We start from the raw sequence: 15,448 nt of genomic DNA, 5'->3' as shown, positions 1-15,448 counted from the left end.
TATGGACTCAGAGGAGGCGACGGGATGGTCCCGGCCGATACGGCCGACAGTCAACGAGAGGTCCCCACCAAGGCAAGTGGATGTACGTCAGCATACACGGATGGGGGGCACCCGTATGCTTCCGACTCCCTGGTGGCGGCGACAGGCGGTATTGCAGCCCGTCGCCGGCCGAATCTGGCCGGCCCAGGGCGTAGGAATGTTGGCGATGTCCTGTGAGGTGATGGCGGGGCGTCTCTGGTCAGGCTGCTAGGCCCCATGGGACTCCCTCAGCGGATCGAGCAGCGGACTCAGGCCGTTGTGGTCGATCTCATGCATCAGATGCAAGAGCTGGCCGATCTCGCCGGGCGGGAAGCCCTGGCGGGCGAACCAGTTGAGGTAGGGGCCGGGAAGGTCGGCGAGCAGCCGGCCTTCGTATTTGCCGTAGGGCATCCGTCGGGTAACCAGCTTTTCCAGATCCTCGGGTTTCATGCATCGCGCTCCTCTGCAGTGCTCCGATTATGCCATGCTGCGCTTGTGGCGAAGGGAGACCATCGCCAGCCCCCTTGGCGGAACAGGAAGACAGCCGTGGCAGGTGCAAGCTTACTGACACTGATCGACGATATCGCGACGATCCTCGACGATGTGTCGTTGATGACCAAGGTGGCGGTCAAGAAGACCGCCGGAGTGCTCGGCGACGACCTGGCGCTGAACGCCCAGCAGGTCAGCGGGGTGAAGGCCGACCGCGAACTGCCGGTGGTGTGGGCGGTGGCCAGGGGCTCGCTACGCAACAAGGCGATCCTGGTGCCGGCGGCGCTGCTGATCAGTGCCGTCGCCCCCTGGGCCGTGACGCCACTCCTGATGCTGGGGGGCGCCTTCCTGTGCTACGAAGGCGCCGAAAAGCTCTTCCACGCCTTTACCCACGACGAGGCCGAATCGGCGCAGGAGCATGAGCGCCTGGTGCGGACCCTGTCCGATCCGGATGCCGATGTGGTGGCGCTCGAGCGGGACAAGATCAAGGGCGCGGTGCGTACCGACTTCATCCTCTCGGCGGAGATCATCGCCATCACCCTGGGCAGCGTGGCCGGTGCGCCCTTCCTGCAGCAGGTCGCGGTGCTGGTGGGCATCGCCCTGATCATGACCGTTGGCGTCTATGGCCTGGTCGCCGGTATCGTCAAGCTCGATGACCTCGGTCTCTACCTCAGCCAGCGTAGCGCTGTGCCGGCCCAGGCCATGGGCAACGCCATCGTGCGGGTGGCGCCCTACCTGATGAAGTCGCTCTCGGTGATCGGCACCGCCGCCATGTTCATGGTCGGCGGCGGCATCCTGGTGCACGGGCTGCCCGCCGTGCATCACGGCGTCGAGGCGCTGGCTCACCTCGCGGCCGACCTGCCCAGCGCCGGGGCGATTCTCGGCCCGCTCGGCGAGACGGCACTGAATGCCGCCTTCGGCGTGTTCGCCGGCGCCGCTGTGCTGGCCGGGGTCAAGGCCTTCGGTATGCTCAGGCGGCGCCGCCATGCGTGATCGCCAAATCCCATACGACTCCCAGCCTGGCTGGCGGACACTCACCCCTCCAACGTGACGCCACCTCGCACGGCCGCCTCAATCTCGAACAGCAGTGCAAGCACCCCGGACAGGAGGTCGAAAATGGCAGAGATCATGTTGTTCCACCACGCGCACGGGCTGACTCCTGGCGTCGTCGAGTTTGCCGACCGGCTGCGCCGGTCCGGGCACATCGTTCACACGCCCGATCTCTTCGATGGCCGCACCTTCGACGACTTGGCGGACGGTATGAGATTCGTCGAGGAACTCGGGGTTGGCGAGGTGTTTCCGCAATTTTGTCCAAGCCTGCGGCTTGGGGTTGGGCCTAAGCTATGCCTGAGTGGTGGTCAGGGAGGTGTGGCATGGCGAAACAGTCCAGTCGGTTCGACTACTTCAAGAGCCGGCATATTCCCGAGCTTACGGTCCTCCAGGCGGCGCTGAGCGATTTCAGCTACGACCGTCATGCCCACGCGGAGTACGCCTTCGGCGTCACCCTCGCCGGGCGCCAGGATTTCTTCAGCGGCGGGCAGTTTCACCGCAGCCCGCCCGGCAACGTCATCCAGTTCAATCCCGAGCAAGTGCACGACGGACACCCGGGCGGCGACAGCACCCTGGGGTACGTCATGGTCTACGTGCCTCCCGCTCGGCTCGAGGCGCTGTTCGCCGATGCGGCGGGGTGCGAGCGCGCCGGCCGGTTCAGAGGCAGCGAAACCTTGCTGGCGGACCCCGAGCTGCGCCAGGCCATCCTGGAACTGGCGCACCTGATGACCCAGCAGCTGGGCTCTCGCATCGATCAGGAGCACGCCCTGCATCGAATGGCGACTCGCCTGGTGCAGCGAGCCGGCAAGTTCCAGCCGGGCGGCACGGTGAGCCGGCCCGATGCTCTGCTGCTGCGCGCCAAGGAGTACATTCTCGCGCACCTGGAGGCGGATCTCTCGCTGGACGATATCAGCCAGGCCGCACACCTCTCGAAATACCACTTCCTGCGCCTGTTCCGTCAGCAGTTCGGCATCACGCCGCACCAGTACGTGCTCAGCTGCCGGGTCAATGCCGCGCGCAGCGCCCTGGAGGCCGGCGTGGTTCCCAACGACGTCGCCTTCCGCTATGGCTTTGCCGACCTCAGCCATTTCAACCGCCGATTCAAGCGCATCTATGGCATGACGCCCTACCAGTACCAGCGTAGCGTCACCAACTAAGGAAGCACTATACAAATGCCTGCGCGGGCAAATCGCTGCGTTGCGCGGTGCGCGGAATCCTCACATATCCCCCATATGCTCCGGTTCCTGTGCTCCGTGCTCCATGCTCCGTGCTCCGTGCGCCTTGCGCTTCATCCCGCTCGGCAATTTGTAAAGCGCTTCCCCTGACCGAGGTATTCCAATGTTAGAGATCGTCGCCTATGCCCTGGGCGTCATGTACACGCCTGGGCCCGTGAACCTGCTCGGCCTCAATGCGGGGCTCAACGGCCAGGCCAGAACCTCCCTCGGTTTCTTCCTCGGGGTGGGGCTGGCCATGTTGGTGCTGTTCATGGTGTTCGGCTGGGCCGGTGCGGCCTGGGTGCGTGGCGATATGCTCGCCGTGGTGGGGGCGTTGGGTTGCGGCTATATCCTCTATCTCGCCGTCAGGATCGCCCGGTCGAGCATCGACCTGGGCGCCGTACGGCAAGCGCCGCGCGTGCTGCAATTTCGCGATGGCCTGATCATGCAGCTCTGCAACCCCAAGGGCATGATAGCGACCCTGCCGATCGCCACGATCCAATTCCCCGCCGCAGGCATCCACGGCGTCAGCCTGCTGCTCTGGTCGCTGGGGCTGGCCGCTCTGGCGGTGGGGGCGCCCGGCAGCTATGCGCTGATGGGCGCCGTTGCCGGGCGGCGGATCGAGAACCCGAGTATTCTTGCGGGGTTCAGCCTCGCGATGTCGGTACTGCTGGTGGGTGTCTCCGTCTCGATCGGTTATGAGCACGTCTGGCTCCCTCTCGCGACCGGCGCAGGTTGATGGATCGTCATCTACCCCATCGGAGACTCGACCGACCTGGGCTCACTCCCGCCGCGCCACCAGCAGGCCCACGCCGGCGCTCGCCAACAGGCTCGCGCAGGTGCGGTTGAACAGTCGGCGCATGATGGGGCGCGAGAACCAGTGACGCAGGAAGGCGCCGAAGCAGGCATAGCCGGCGATCGCCACCCACTCGAGCGCCAGGAACAGGGCGCCCAGGATCAGGAACTGGACGGCGACATTGCCGCCCGGCGCGACGAACTGCGGGAGAAACGCCGTGAAGATCAGGATGGCCTTGGGATTGCCGGCGGCGAGCAGGAACTCCTGCCTGGCGAGGCCCCAGAGACCCAGCGGGCGGGTGGCCATGGCCTCGTCCCCGCTCTCGGCGTTCCACAGCTGGAAGGCCAGCCAGAACAGATAGCCGGCACCGAGCACCTTGATGACCAGGAACAGTTTCTCGGAGGTGTGGAGCACGGTCGCCAGGCCCGAGGCGGCGAGCGTGATCATCACCACGAAGGCCGCCAGACGGCCGATACCGGCTAGGCAGGCCATGCGCACGCCATAGCGCTTGGCGTTGCTCATGGACAGCAGGTTGTTGGGGCCCGGCGCCATGTTCAGGGCGAAGCAGGCCGGCACGAAGAACAGCAGGGTCATCGAGTCCATTTGGGCCACCTGAGTGGAGTGGTTCAGCGTTCGATTCTGCAGCAGCGGTCTCTGACGGACAATCCATGCCTTCGCCCCGAGTACCGTCCCCGCTGTCTGGCACCGCCTGGGCCGGGATGCAATGCCTTCCGGGATGACAGATAATGAGCAGGTTAACGATTCACACCCCATCCCTCGAGGTCCCATGAATCCCACCATTGACCTGCTGAAGTCCCACCGCTCGATCCGCAAGTTCACCGACCAGCAGATCCCTCGCGAGCTGCTGCTGGAGCTGATCCGCGCCGGCCAGGCCGCCGCGACCTCCAGCCACGTGCAGGCCTACAGCGTCATTCATGTCAGGAATCCGGCCAACCGCGAGAGGATCGCCGAGCTGGCCGGCCTGCGTGCTTCCGGCGTGCCCTACGTGATCCTCAAGCCGGGACGGCTCACCGACGAGCCTGCGACCGAGCGGGTGGCCGCCTCGCTCGAGGAAACCGACGGTACGAACACCGTCTCGCGCGGCACGTCGTCAACGGCTGGTGCCTGCACCTGGTACATATCTCCTGCGGGAATTCGACCCCGCCACCGTGACCGGGCTACCCCTTGATGCAGACCAGCGGCTTCAGCTTGGCCACCTTGCGCGCCAACCCCGCCGCCTCGGCACAGTCGACCACCGCATCGACATCCTTGTAAGCCTGGGGGGCCTCCTCGGCGACGCCCCGGAGCGATGGGCTGCGAATGATGATGCCGCGCTCGCGCAGCTCCCTCAGCAACTGGCCGCCCTGCCAGCTCTTGTGCGCCTGACGACGGCTCATGGCACGCCCGGCACCATGGCAGGCCGAGGTAAACGAAGGCACGCGAGGATCGGCATTACCGGCAAGCACATACGACGCCGTGCCCATCGAGCCCCCGATCAGTACCGGCTGGCCAACGGCGCGATACTCGTCGGGAAGCTCCGGGTGGCCGGGGCCGAAGGCGCGGGTCGCCCCCTTGCGATGCACGAACAGCCTCCGGTTCACGCCATCGAGCCTATGCTCCTCGAGCTTGCAGGTGTTGTGCGACACATCGTAGAGCAGTGTGAGATCGGCCTCGGGGAAAAGCTCGACAAAGGCCTGTTGCGCGAGGTGCGTGATGATCTGGCGGTTGGCCAGCGCGCAATTGCTGGCGGCACGCATGGCGCCAAGATACGCCTGGCCGGTGTCGGAGCGCAGCGACGCGCAGGCGAGTTCCCGGTCCGGCAACTCGATGCCATGCTCGCGGGCGCTGGTCGCCATGGTCTTCAGGTACTCGGTACCGACCTGATGGCCGAGACCGCGCGAGCCACAATGAATGAACACCACCACATCATGCTCGTCGAGCCCATAGGCACGGGCTGTCTCGCGGTCATAAATCTCGCTGACCTCCTGGACCTCGAGGTAGTGATTGCCGGAACCCAGCGTGCCCATCTCCTCGCGCTGGCGTTGCTTGGCCTTGTCGGAAACGGCATCGGCGCGGGCACCGGCAATGCAGCCTTGCGCCTCGATGTGTCTCAGGTCATCGCGAGTGCCCCAACCTTGTTCCACTGCCCATTTGGCGCCTCCGGTCAGCATCGCATCCATTCGCTTGCCAGCCAGGCGGATCGGGCCATGACTGCCGACACCCACCGGAATCCGGTGGTACAGCGCGTCGGCCAGAGGCTCCTTGAACGGCTCGACATCGGCATGCCGTAGGCCGGTACGCAGACAACGCACGCCGCAGGAGATGTCGAAGCCCACGCCGCCGGCGGATACCACACCGCCCCGATCGGCATCGAAGGCCGCCACGCCACCGATCGGGAAGCCGTAGCCCCAATGCGCATCCGGCATGGCATAGGACGCCGAGACGATGCCCGGCAGGCAGGCGACATTGACGACCTGGTCACGGACTTTCTCGTCCATGGCCTCGATCAGCGCTTCGGTCGCATAGATGACACCCGGCACTCGCATCTTGCCGGTCGGCTCGATCCGCCACTCGAAGTCCGACACACGGGTCAGGGCTGCCGTTTTCATGCTTTCCCCTCCCTGATTCCCAAGGTTAGACCGCCGCCACAGCCTAGACATCGACGACACACTGCGCGCGCCACTCCCCTGGCCGGTCTTCGTGGACCGCCAGCTCGGTATAGGTGGCCCCCTTGACCTCTATCGCCGGCCGATGGCGAGCGATATCGACGACTTCACCACAAGCGCTACCAAGCAATTGCGAGCCTTGAAGCTCGACCTTGAAGCGGCAGAACAGCATATGGCGGGTCGCCATCTCGTAGATGAGCGCATTGAGCCAATCCGCCAGAAGCAACTCCCGGTCGGGCGCCTCGCAACGCACCTCGCAGGTTTCAAGACAACGGATCTCGCTTGGCTCGGCGATCACCGCCGTCAAGGCGACCGCCGCCTCCTCGAAGGCTTGCTCGAGCGTCTTGCCGATGCCCCGAACCCCGATATCGGCGCCGTGATGGAAATGTGACCACATACCGCTCCAGCGCCCCCTTGGCGCGAATGGCGGCGGAAGGTTTCTATGGATAGTGAAGGCCACCGGTTACCTGACTTCAAGGACCGGGGTGTTCAAGCCCAAGCGCAGCGAGGCGGCGGAGGGAAAGCCGACCAGCTCGGCGATGGTCTCCACCGGGTGAGAGCTGGATTCCCGCAGTTCCTGGCTGCGCCGCAACCGCTCGGCCTGCATTCATTCAGGTGGTGATGAAGCGCTACTCTAAGCGTAGCGGCTCCCGGCAAGAATGGCCGAAGGACCAGTGTCGTCGATTTCGGGCCAATTGCCTTATGCGGTGAGCCGAATGTGAAGCGACTGACGTGATCGTCTGGACTGCGAGTACAACGTGATAACGATGTTGAACAATCAACCGGAGGCGCCATGGAAATGCTGCTGAACGCACGGACGGAAGTGACGGATGCGGCGCTGGCCGCCATCGCGCATATGCCGACCGCCAGTCTGCCGGTGCTGATGGACGATGACTTCGCCCGGCGCCTGACCGATGCCGACGTCATGCGGATCGCGGTGCTGCTGGCGCAGAAGAGCTTTGATGAGGGCGGCTGCCCCATCGGCGCGGTGATCGTCGACAACGCCACGCGCCGGATCCTCGGCAAGGGGCACAACACCCTGGTGCAGGAGAACCACCCCTACCACCACGGGGAGACCTCCGCCATTCGCGATGCCGGCCGCCTCGACTTCGGCCGGTCCACGCTCTTTACCTCCCTGAGCCCCTGCGAGATCTGCGCGACCCTGCTCCACATGCGTGGCTTCTCCCGCGTGGTGGTGGGCGATGTCACCAATGCCTCGGGCACCGAGCCCCTGCTGCGCGACAAGGGCACCCAGGTGGATATCCTGGAAGACCCGCGCGGTATCGAGCTCTATGCCCGCTTCCGTGCCGAAAGGCCCGAGCTGGACCTCGAAGACTGGAAAGGCGTGAGGGCAACGCGTGAGCCATGACATCGGCTCGGGTGGCGTGAGGCCGGCGGGCGCCATGACGCCCCCCCTCACCACCGAGCGGCCGATCGGCGTCATCAGTGATACCCACGGGCTGCTGCGCCCCGAGGCGCTCACCCTGCTCGAGGGCTGCGGGCTGATCCTGCACCTGGGCGACGTGGGCAGCCGGGACGAGGACGTCACTATGCTCGAGCGGCTGGCCGACCTGGCCCCGGTGGCGGCGGTGCGCGGCAATATCGACACCGCCCCCTGGGCCGAGGCGCTGCCGCTGACCCGCGACCTCACCGTCAACGGCTGGCGCCTGCACCTGGTGCATATCCTGCAGGGGTTCGACCCCGCCACGCCCTGCGACGCCGTGCTCCACGGCCACTCCCACAAGCCACGCCACCAGTGGCAGGATGGCCGGCTGCTGTTCAATCCCGGTGCGGCCGGCAGGCGCCGCTTCCGCCTGCCCATCACCCTGGGCAAGCTGTGGGCCGACGAGCGTGGCCTGCGCGGCGCCATCCTGCACCTGCCGCTGTGAGCATGGTGCGCCGTGTGGCAACGGGAGTGTTACCGCCAACATATGGACCTTGAATGCATGAAGACTACCCAGGAAACCGAGCTGGCCCCGCGACTGCGTGAGCTGTTAATGGGCCTGCCCGACGAGGCGCTGCCGATCACCTACCAGCAGGCCGCCGAGGCCCTGGGCCTCACGCCGCCGCGCACCATCCAGCGCGTCGCCCGGGCCCTGGAGGCGCTGATGCGCGAGGACGTTGCCGCCGGGCGCCCGATGATCGCCGCCCTGGTGGTCAGCCGCCGCGGCGACCTGCCCCGGCAGGGCTTCTTCGAATTGGCCGTGGAGCTCGGCCGCTTTCCTGCCGACCCGGCCCGGCACGAGGCGGCGTATCGGCAGGAGTTCAGGCAGGCATTGGCCGGTCGATGGTGGCCGTAGCGAGGGCCCGAGTCGACCGCCTGGTGCTAACATGCCAGACTGCCTCCCTTGAACTACCCCTGGCGGGATGCCTTCGAATGAAGCTCAAGTGCCTGACATTGGAGAACATTCGCGCCAAGCCATCGCTGTCGATGACGCTGGAGCCGCGCCTGGCCATGCTGGTACGTCGGACAGGGGCGTCACTGTCCAGCCTTCTTCACCGCCTCGACTCGGCCATCGAGGAGACGTTGGAGCGGGAGATCTTCGTGGCTGAGATCAACGATGGAACCTGATGAACAGAAAGTTGACGCCAGCCGCCGCCGAACATCTAGCCAAGACGACGAGGAGAGCCCATGACGACCCTGGTGATCGGTGCCAACGGCCAGATCGGCCGCCAGTTCTGCGCGCTGGCCCGCGAGGCGGGCGAGCCCATCCGCGCCATGATTCGCGAGCCCGCTCAGCAGCCCTGGTTCGAGGAGCGCGGTATCGAGACGGTGATCGCCGACCTGGAGGGTGACTTTACCCACGTCTTCGACGGCTGCGACCAGGTGCTCTTCACCGCCGGCTCCGGTCCGCACACCGGCCCCGACAAGACCCTGCTGATCGACCTCTACGGCGCCATCCGCGCGGTCGACGTGGCCCGTGAGCATGGCCTCTCACGCTTCCTGATGGTCAGCGCCATGCGCGCCGAGGACCCCCAGGCCGCCCCCGAGAAGCTGCGTCCCTACATGGTCGCCAAGTTCGCTGCCGACGCCTACCTGCGCGCTTCCGGCCTGCCCTACGTGATCCTCAAGCCGGGCAGGCTCACCGACGAGCCCGCGACCGAGCGGGTGGCCGCCTCGCTCGAGGAAACCGGCGGAGCGAACACCGTCTCGAGGGCCAACGTCGCCCACGCCCTGCTGCATCTGGTCAAGGCCGGGGGCCTCGTCGACCGCGAGTTCGTGCTGCTCGACGGCCAGCGACCGATCGCCGAGGTGCTGGCTTGATACCAAACTCTCCCCCGTGCTGCAGATCGCCCTGTGCTCCGACATCGCCGCGCTGCTGGCGGTGGCCGCGTTCTCAACGATCTACTTCATGTTCCTGCAGGTCGGCAGCGGCTGCATTGGCTTCTTCGCGAGTCTTGTGCACCGACACGATGTCATTCCGATGCAAGTCCACGACTTCCCAATCCTCCGGGTGGGACTTGTCCGGATGCGTGTAGACGGCGCGTACTTCATATCGCTGTTCCATGGCACCCTCCTGACGTTGGATGGATACTTACCAGTCTAGCGCTACGACCCGCTCAAAGGGCATGCCAATCGGCAGCGCCTCGTTCGTTCAGTAACCACGCCCCCAGCCCGGCGACAGCGAGTCCCAGGGTGGCGAAGAGCATGAAGGTGGTGACATGTCCTTCGGCCCCGACAAGCCAGCCGGCCAGCGGAGAGCCGGCGACCTGGCCGACCGAGGTGGCGAGCAGCGGCAGCACCGGGGCGAAGGAGGGCGCCTCGGTCATGATCTGGGTGCTCCTGACCAGGTAGAAACCGCTGAGGGTCATGTACCCGGCGCCGAACAGGGCCGCGGATGCCAGGGCGAGGGCGAAGTTGCCGGGAACGACGACCAGCAGCGCGAGGCTGGCGGACATCACCGTGAGGCCGGCAGCATGGCTCGCGGCCGGCCCGAAGCGCGCGATGAGATCACCGGCGCCGGCGCCTGCCAGCCCCCCGACGCCGACGGCCAGCCACATCCAGGCGGTCTGGCTCGGCGCGAGCCCCCCGGCGTTGATCACCGCATCGGGGGCAAACACCCAGTAGGCGGCGCTCACGCCCCCCATGCCGACGGCCAGGCCGCTCAGCCGGGCGATCCCGAGCCACTGCGACCGGCTCACCGGCAGGGCGATCGGGCGGGGCTGCGATGGTGAGGGGCGTTGGCCATCCCGAGGCAGGTAGCCCAGGGCCGCCAGGGCGCCCAGGGCCGCCAGGGCGGCGAACCCGAGATAGGCGCTGCGCCAGGCCTCCGCCCAGATCAGCACCGCCGGCATGGCGATCGCGATCCCCAGGCTGGTGCCCGCATTGATGGTGGCGTTGACCCGCCCGCGCAGGACCCAGGACGGCACGACCCGGTGAACCGCCTCGGCCATGACCGGCGATGACAGCCCGGTGCTGATCCCGCAGATCAGCACGCCGGCGGCCAGCAGCAGCGATGACGGCGCCTGGGCGATCGTCGTCAGCCCGACCCCGGCCAGGCCGGCGGCCGCGACCCCCGTGCGGCGAACCCCGAGGCGGCGTATCACCCAGGTGGCGGCGAGGATGGCGAAGACGAAGCTCAGGAAAGGCAGGGCGCCGATCACCCCCGCCATGGACGGGGAGATCGTCAGCTCGTCGCGCATCGCGGGCAGGAAGAGCCCGAACACGAAGCGGGCCAGGCCGTAGGTGATGGCAATGACCCCGCTGCCGAGGGCCGCCATGCCGAGGGGGGACAGGGGCCTCATGGGGTCTCGCTCCGGGCCGTTGCGAGGAGGGCGTCGGTCACCGCCCGAGTGTCGGCCAGGGCCGTCTGTACGCCCAGCAGGGCTACCGCCGTATTGCTGCCTTCCAGCACCATGAAGAGGCGTCGCGCCAGGCCGGCGTGGTGGTCCAGCCCGTCGCGTGCCACGGCGGCTTCGAGGCGTGCCAGCAGGTCGGTCTTGGCGGCCGCCGCCAGGGCATGGATCTCGGTGCTGTGCTCGGCGAACTCGCCCATCGCCTTGGCCATGATGCAGCCATGCTGGCTGTACCGTTCCAGCCAGTGGCCATGCGCCTCGACCAGCGCCAGCGTTTTTTGGCCCGGCGCGGCCGCGGCCATGGCCGCCTCCAGGCTGGCAATGAAGCGTTCATGGCGGGCCTTCAGGACGGCCGCCACCAGGGCCTCCTTGGAGGGGAAGTGGTTGTAGAGCGTCATGCGCACCACCCCGGCGGCCGCCACGATGCGGTCGATGCCGGTGGCGTGGAACCCCTGCTCATAGAAGAGTCGCTCGGCCGTGGCGAGCAGCTGGTCGCGCTTGGAGGCTGGCATCGGAGGTTGCTCCTGTATAGACCGATCTATCTAAATGCAGGCCTATTGAAATACAGGGCATCCGGCGGTGTCAAACGATACCGCAGTGAAGAGCGCCCGGCTGGGATCAGGCGTCGCTCGCGCCACCGACCGTCTGGATGACCTCGAACCCCTCGAACGTCGGCGGGCCCAGGTACAGCCCCTCGCGCCGGCTCTGGCCGGCATTGGCGTGGGCCTTGCGGAATGCCTCGGAGTGCGTCCAGGCCTCGAAGTCCTCGCGCGAGCGCCAGACGGTGTGGGAGGCGTAGAGCACGTGATCCTCCTTCTCGGGGCCGCGCAGCATGTGGAACTCGACGAAGCCGGGCAGGCCCTGCAGGTGGGTCTCCCGCTCCAGCCAGATCTGCTCGAACTCCTCCACTCTCTCGGGGGTGACCCGGAAACGGTTCATGGCAATGAACACGGTGAGGCTCCTTGTGGCGGGTTTCCAATAAACGTCGGGTGACGATGCCACCTCGCCTGCGTCGGGGCAAGGTGGTATCGAGAGCGGAACGCGGCCGGGTCTCGGGACCCGGCCGCATGGCGTCACACCTGGTGGTGCCGGCAGGTCACCGTCGGGTTGAACGGTTCGAGGCTGCCGTTGGGGTTGTCGCGGAACCACAGGTGCTGATCGTAGTGCGCCTCGAAGTGGTGGGCCTCGTCGGCGGGGGTGGTCGGGTCGTCGACCATGTAGTTCCAGGTGCGCCCGGCCAGGGTCGGCGGCCCGCCGTTGCCCGCGGCTTCCCAGGCCTTGAGGAACACCAGGTTCTCGACCGCGACCAGCACCAGGGAGCCGTCCTCCTGCGGCTCGTAGAGCAGGATGGCGGGGTTTGCGAAGTCGGTATGGGTGCCGGTGCCGTCGACCCGCGGCGTGGTGACCGTGAGGCCGAGCAGGTCGGGACGCAGGTAGTGGATGCCCATGGCACCCAGTTCGGCGGGCATACCCTCGACCTCTGCCGTCACGCATTGCCCGGAGGGATCCGGCAGGTAGCCTTCTGCCAGGGCCACGTTGACATCCTCGAAGCGGAGCGTGGCGGCTCGCACCGACTCGATCAGCGCCGCCACCTCATCGTTCTGGACATTGCCTGTCGGCGGGGGCGCCGCTGCCAGTTGCGCCGCTGTCAGGCCCGCCACGATGACACCACCCCACAGAACTGCACGCATAGGATTTTCCTCCCGGCGCCGCCGGGCCGGCCGCATCGGGCAGAGTGCCCACCGGCGTCCCAACCCGAGCCCCCTCGCGGCCGAGAGGAGGGTGACTCGGAACGCATCGACCATCTCCGTCATTATAGTGGAGCCGGCGCCCGGGCGGGCCTCGGCAATGCCGTGAAGCGAGGGAGGGGCTGAAGATCCCGTACGATAACCAGTTGAGCGAGGCGTTAGCCTGAGTTGATCGGACCAGGCTACCTCCAGATCATGTCCGCAAGTCGAGCTTCAACAGGCCTTCGGCGATCGCCTCGCCGAGGCGGTCGACGGCGGAGGCCAGCCTTTCGTCGATGACATGGAGATATTCCGTCCAGTCGTCGACGTGGCGCAGTTCCGTCTTGCCGTCCGAAATGCCGCGCAGGACGACAAGCGGCACGTCGAAGCGCATGCAGGCGCGCAGGCAGGCATAGCTTTCCATGTCCACCATGTCGGCGGCGATGGCGTCATAGGCCGAGCCCGAGACGATATTGGCGCCGGTCGACAGCGAGGCTTCACGAATGCCGGGAATGCGCAAGGGCAGCGGGACGGTCGCCGGCAGGTCGAGAAAGGGCGTGGCGCCCTTTTCGAAGCCCAACGGGGAGGCGTCCATGTCGCGGTAGGAGACGGAGATCGCCTGATAGATCTCGGTCTGTTCGAGAACCCGGCTGCCGGCCGATCCCAGTGACACCACGAGATGCGGCAGGCGCTCGCGCTGGTCGAGGGCGGCAAGGGCAGCGGTGAGCTCGACGGCCGCCTCGACGGGTCCAACGCCGGTCATGAAAGGTTCGAAACGCTTCTTGAGATGCGGGCCGTATTCGGCCTCGGCCGCCATCACGAAGAGGATGTCGCGGCCGCCCAGTGCCGTCAGCTTGGCCTCGACGGTCTCGCTGAATGCATCGGCCTGGGCGTTACGGTTACGGGTCTTCTTCATCGACGCTGCTTACCTTGCCATGGGTTGCCTCGGCTCAGTGTACTGCCTTGACGGGGTGTCCACCGCTCCTAGGCTGAAGGGAAGTTCCCACGCCGCTGCCAGGAGGACGCCAGGGCCATGGCGCATGGCGCGCGTGACAGCCACGGGAGGAGGTTCCCCATGCCATCCAGAGAACGCTATTCCATTGGCAGTTGGCTGGGCGCCGCCCTGGGGCTCTTTCTGGCGACACCCCTGGCCGTCGCCGAGGTTCGGGAAGCCGCCGGTGAATGGCGCCGGATGGCACCGCTACCCGAGGCGCGCACCGAAGTCAGCGTGGCCACCGATGGCGAGCGCATCTTCCTCGCCGGCGGCTTCCTGCAGGCCGGTGAGCGCGACGCCACGGCGCCGCGTACGCTCTTCGTCTATGACCCCGGCGACGACCGCTGGGAAGCCCTCACGGAGCTGCCGCGTGGCGTCAATCACGCCGGCTTCGAGTATCACGACGGCCGGCTCTACGTGATCGCCGGTTTCGATGAAGCCAGCTTCACCCCCACCGACGCTTTCCACATCTACGACATCGACGCGGACCAGTGGCGCCAGGGCCCGGTGGTCCCCACCCCGAGGGGCGCCTTGGCCACGGCCGTGCTGGACGGGCGCATTCACGCCATCGGCGGCACCACCCACGGCCGGGAGGATGTCGGCGTCCACGAGGTCTACGACCCGCAAAGCGACTTGTGGAGCCAGCTCGCGGCCATGCCCACCCCGCGCAACCATCACCGTGCCGCCGCGATCGACGGTCGCATCGTCGTGCTCGCCGGCCGCGACGACTCTACCTTCCGCCTGACCACCAACGAGATCTACCATCCCGACGACGATCGTTGGGAGGAGGGCGCCCCGGTGCCCACCGGGCGCAGCGGGGTCTCCGCGACGGCGCTCGACGACTGGGTCTACCTGTTCGGCGGCGAGACCTTCACGCCCGAGCGGCGCACCTTCGACGAAGCGGAGCGCTACCATCTGGAGGAGGATCGCTGGGAGCGCCTGCCCGCCATGCCCACGGCCCGCCACGGCTTGGATGCGGCGGCGGTGGAGGGGGCCATCTACGTCATCGCCGGTGGCCCGGAGGCCGGCTTCGCCTTTTCCGACCTCAACGAGCGGTTGATTCCCGACGACTGACACTCGCCTCTCCGTTGATCCGGCGCATGGGAATAGCCATACTTCAGTTCTAGGCTGAAACACAAAGCAACATAACGATACAGCCGTACGCAAGGGATGCCCCTATGGCAACGGCTTCCACCGAGCCCCGCATCACCCTGCACCCGCACGACCATCGGGTGCAGGTGTAAGGAGAATGACCGAATCGTTGATCCAGGCGTGCGTTGTTCCACGCTATAGCTGGCGTTATCGTTGTCCATCTCTTGACGTTAAGGTGGCCCATGGAAGCTGGAGCATCCAAGGCAACAGAAGAGCATTCGCTGGTGGATATTTCCCTGGGGCTGGATGAGCTCGCCGAAGCGTCGACCGAACGCGCGCTGCTCGAGGTCCTGCATGCCATCCGCACCCATCTCGGTATGGAAGTCGCCTTTATCTCGGAGTTTGAAGACGAAAGACGGATCTTTCGCTTCGTGGACGAAGAAGAGGGAGCACCACACCTGGAAGTCGGGGCGTCGGATCCTGTTGAGGAAAGCTACTGCCAACGGGTCGTGGATGGCAGGCTGCCGGAAGTGATCCACGATGCGCGACAGGAGCCAGCGGCGCTGGACCTGGCGGCCACCCGGGAGATGCCGATAGGCGCCCAT

20 protein-coding genes and 2 pseudogenes are annotated in these 15,448 nt (G+C 66.6%); 12 read left to right on the top strand and 10 right to left on the bottom strand.

What is annotated here, in order from left to right; translation table 11 throughout:
• Nucleotides 1–246: 246 nt before the first annotated feature.
• Complete coding sequence (locus tag CR157_RS05765; protein WP_110282531.1) at nt 247–468, bottom strand: DUF3820 family protein; 222 nt, start codon at nt 466–468, stop codon at nt 247–249.
• 96 nt (nt 469–564) lie between these two features.
• Here CR157_RS05765 and CR157_RS05760 point away from each other — a divergent pair, with 96 nt between their 5' ends.
• The 3 genes from CR157_RS05760 (at nt 565) to CR157_RS05745 (ending at nt 3,510) form a co-directional block, all read left to right on the top strand.
• Nucleotides 565–1,500 carry a DUF808 domain-containing protein gene (locus CR157_RS05760; RefSeq protein ID WP_110282530.1) on the top strand — a complete coding sequence of 312 codons (936 nt, stop codon included), beginning with the start codon at nt 565–567 and terminating at the stop codon, nt 1,498–1,500.
• Between the two features lie 380 nt (nt 1,501–1,880).
• The gene (locus tag CR157_RS05750) at nt 1,881–2,714 is read left to right on the top strand and encodes an AraC family transcriptional regulator (RefSeq protein ID WP_110282529.1); all 834 of its coding nucleotides are present in this window, start codon (nt 1,881–1,883) and stop codon (nt 2,712–2,714) included.
• 181 nt (nt 2,715–2,895) lie between these two features.
• The gene (locus CR157_RS05745) at nt 2,896–3,510 is read left to right on the top strand and encodes a LysE family translocator (RefSeq protein ID WP_110282528.1); all 615 of its coding nucleotides are present in this window, start codon (nt 2,896–2,898) and stop codon (nt 3,508–3,510) included.
• Nucleotides 3,511–3,552: 42 nt separating this feature from the next.
• Here the strand turns inward: CR157_RS05745 and CR157_RS05740 are convergent, their stop codons facing one another.
• Nucleotides 3,553–4,170, bottom strand: a complete 618-nt coding sequence (locus CR157_RS05740; protein ID WP_110282527.1) for a LysE family translocator — start codon at nt 4,168–4,170, stop codon at nt 3,553–3,555.
• A gap of 184 nt (nt 4,171–4,354) precedes the next feature.
• Between CR157_RS05740 and CR157_RS23285 the strand changes: the two are divergent.
• Nucleotides 4,355–4,549 (top strand): annotated as a pseudogene (locus tag CR157_RS23285) (nitroreductase family protein); the annotation flags it as partial.
• A gap of 15 nt (nt 4,550–4,564) precedes the next feature.
• A complete protein-coding gene (locus CR157_RS23280; RefSeq protein ID WP_373681011.1) occupies nt 4,565–4,756 on the top strand; it encodes a hypothetical protein in 192 nt (63 codons plus the stop codon).
• On the opposite strand, the gene CR157_RS05730 is transcribed toward CR157_RS23280, so the two are convergent.
• Both CR157_RS05730 and CR157_RS05725 read right to left on the bottom strand, forming a co-directional pair.
• A complete protein-coding gene (locus CR157_RS05730) occupies nt 4,746–6,176 on the bottom strand; it encodes an RtcB family protein (protein ID WP_110282525.1) in 1,431 nt (476 codons plus the stop codon). The genes CR157_RS23280 and CR157_RS05730 overlap by 11 nt on opposite strands.
• Before the next feature lie 43 nt (nt 6,177–6,219).
• Entirely contained in the window at nt 6,220–6,630 is a 411-nt protein-coding gene (locus CR157_RS05725) for an archease (RefSeq protein WP_110282524.1), read from the bottom strand.
• Nucleotides 6,631–7,026: 396 nt separating this feature from the next.
• On the opposite strand from CR157_RS05725, the gene CR157_RS05720 reads away from it, so the two are divergent.
• The 5 genes from CR157_RS05720 (at nt 7,027) to CR157_RS05700 (ending at nt 9,498) form a co-directional block, all read left to right on the top strand.
• Entirely contained in the window at nt 7,027–7,602 is a 576-nt protein-coding gene (locus tag CR157_RS05720) for a nucleoside deaminase (RefSeq protein ID WP_110282523.1), read from the top strand.
• A gap of 34 nt (nt 7,603–7,636) precedes the next feature.
• A complete protein-coding gene (locus tag CR157_RS05715; protein ID WP_110282849.1) occupies nt 7,637–8,122 on the top strand; it encodes a metallophosphoesterase family protein in 486 nt (161 codons plus the stop codon).
• Between the two features lie 57 nt (nt 8,123–8,179).
• Nucleotides 8,180–8,533, top strand: a complete 354-nt coding sequence (locus CR157_RS05710) for a hypothetical protein (protein ID WP_110282522.1) — start codon at nt 8,180–8,182, stop codon at nt 8,531–8,533.
• A gap of 77 nt (nt 8,534–8,610) precedes the next feature.
• On the top strand, nt 8,611–8,805 hold the full coding sequence (locus CR157_RS05705; protein ID WP_146218653.1) for a hypothetical protein: 195 nt from the start codon (nt 8,611–8,613) through the stop codon (nt 8,803–8,805).
• Between the two features lie 60 nt (nt 8,806–8,865).
• Nucleotides 8,866–9,498: an SDR family oxidoreductase gene (locus tag CR157_RS05700; protein WP_110282520.1), complete on the top strand. Its 633-nt coding sequence runs from the start codon at nt 8,866–8,868 to the stop codon at nt 9,496–9,498.
• A gap of 73 nt (nt 9,499–9,571) precedes the next feature.
• Here the strand turns inward: CR157_RS05700 and CR157_RS22520 are convergent, their stop codons facing one another.
• The 6 genes from CR157_RS22520 to CR157_RS05670 all read right to left on the bottom strand — a co-directional run bounded on the left by CR157_RS22520 (nt 9,572) and on the right by CR157_RS05670 (nt 13,673).
• Nucleotides 9,572–9,742 (bottom strand): hypothetical protein, encoded by a 171-nt coding sequence (locus tag CR157_RS22520; RefSeq protein ID WP_181421972.1) that lies wholly within the window; start codon nt 9,740–9,742, stop codon nt 9,572–9,574.
• Between the two features lie 52 nt (nt 9,743–9,794).
• A complete protein-coding gene (locus CR157_RS05690) occupies nt 9,795–10,979 on the bottom strand; it encodes an MFS transporter (RefSeq protein WP_110282518.1) in 1,185 nt (394 codons plus the stop codon).
• A complete protein-coding gene (locus tag CR157_RS05685) occupies nt 10,976–11,542 on the bottom strand; it encodes a TetR/AcrR family transcriptional regulator (RefSeq protein ID WP_110282517.1) in 567 nt (188 codons plus the stop codon). Before CR157_RS05685 ends, CR157_RS05690 begins: the two co-directional genes overlap by 4 nt.
• A 106-nt stretch (nt 11,543–11,648) precedes the next feature.
• A complete protein-coding gene (locus tag CR157_RS05680) occupies nt 11,649–11,981 on the bottom strand; it encodes an antibiotic biosynthesis monooxygenase family protein (RefSeq protein WP_110282516.1) in 333 nt (110 codons plus the stop codon).
• 122 nt (nt 11,982–12,103) lie between these two features.
• Nucleotides 12,104–12,721, bottom strand: a complete 618-nt coding sequence (locus CR157_RS05675) for a hypothetical protein (protein ID WP_219999881.1) — start codon at nt 12,719–12,721, stop codon at nt 12,104–12,106.
• Between the two features lie 250 nt (nt 12,722–12,971).
• Nucleotides 12,972–13,673, bottom strand: a complete 702-nt coding sequence (locus tag CR157_RS05670) for a 5'-methylthioadenosine/S-adenosylhomocysteine nucleosidase (protein ID WP_110282515.1) — start codon at nt 13,671–13,673, stop codon at nt 12,972–12,974.
• A 159-nt stretch (nt 13,674–13,832) separates the two neighbouring features.
• Here CR157_RS05670 and CR157_RS05665 point away from each other — a divergent pair, with 159 nt between their 5' ends.
• Both CR157_RS05665 and CR157_RS05660 read left to right on the top strand, forming a co-directional pair.
• Nucleotides 13,833–14,825, top strand: coding sequence for a Kelch repeat-containing protein (locus CR157_RS05665; protein ID WP_181421971.1), 993 nt, complete (start codon nt 13,833–13,835; stop codon nt 14,823–14,825).
• 260 nt (nt 14,826–15,085) lie between these two features.
• Nucleotides 15,086–15,448, top strand: a pseudogene (locus CR157_RS05660) (diguanylate phosphodiesterase); the annotation flags it as partial.

Source organism: Halomonas sp. LBP4 (assembly GCF_003202205.1).
In the GTDB taxonomy this organism is placed as follows: Bacteria; Pseudomonadota; Gammaproteobacteria; order Pseudomonadales; family Halomonadaceae; genus Halomonas; species Halomonas flagellata.
This window is presented reverse-complemented; position numbering and strand designations above follow the sequence as displayed.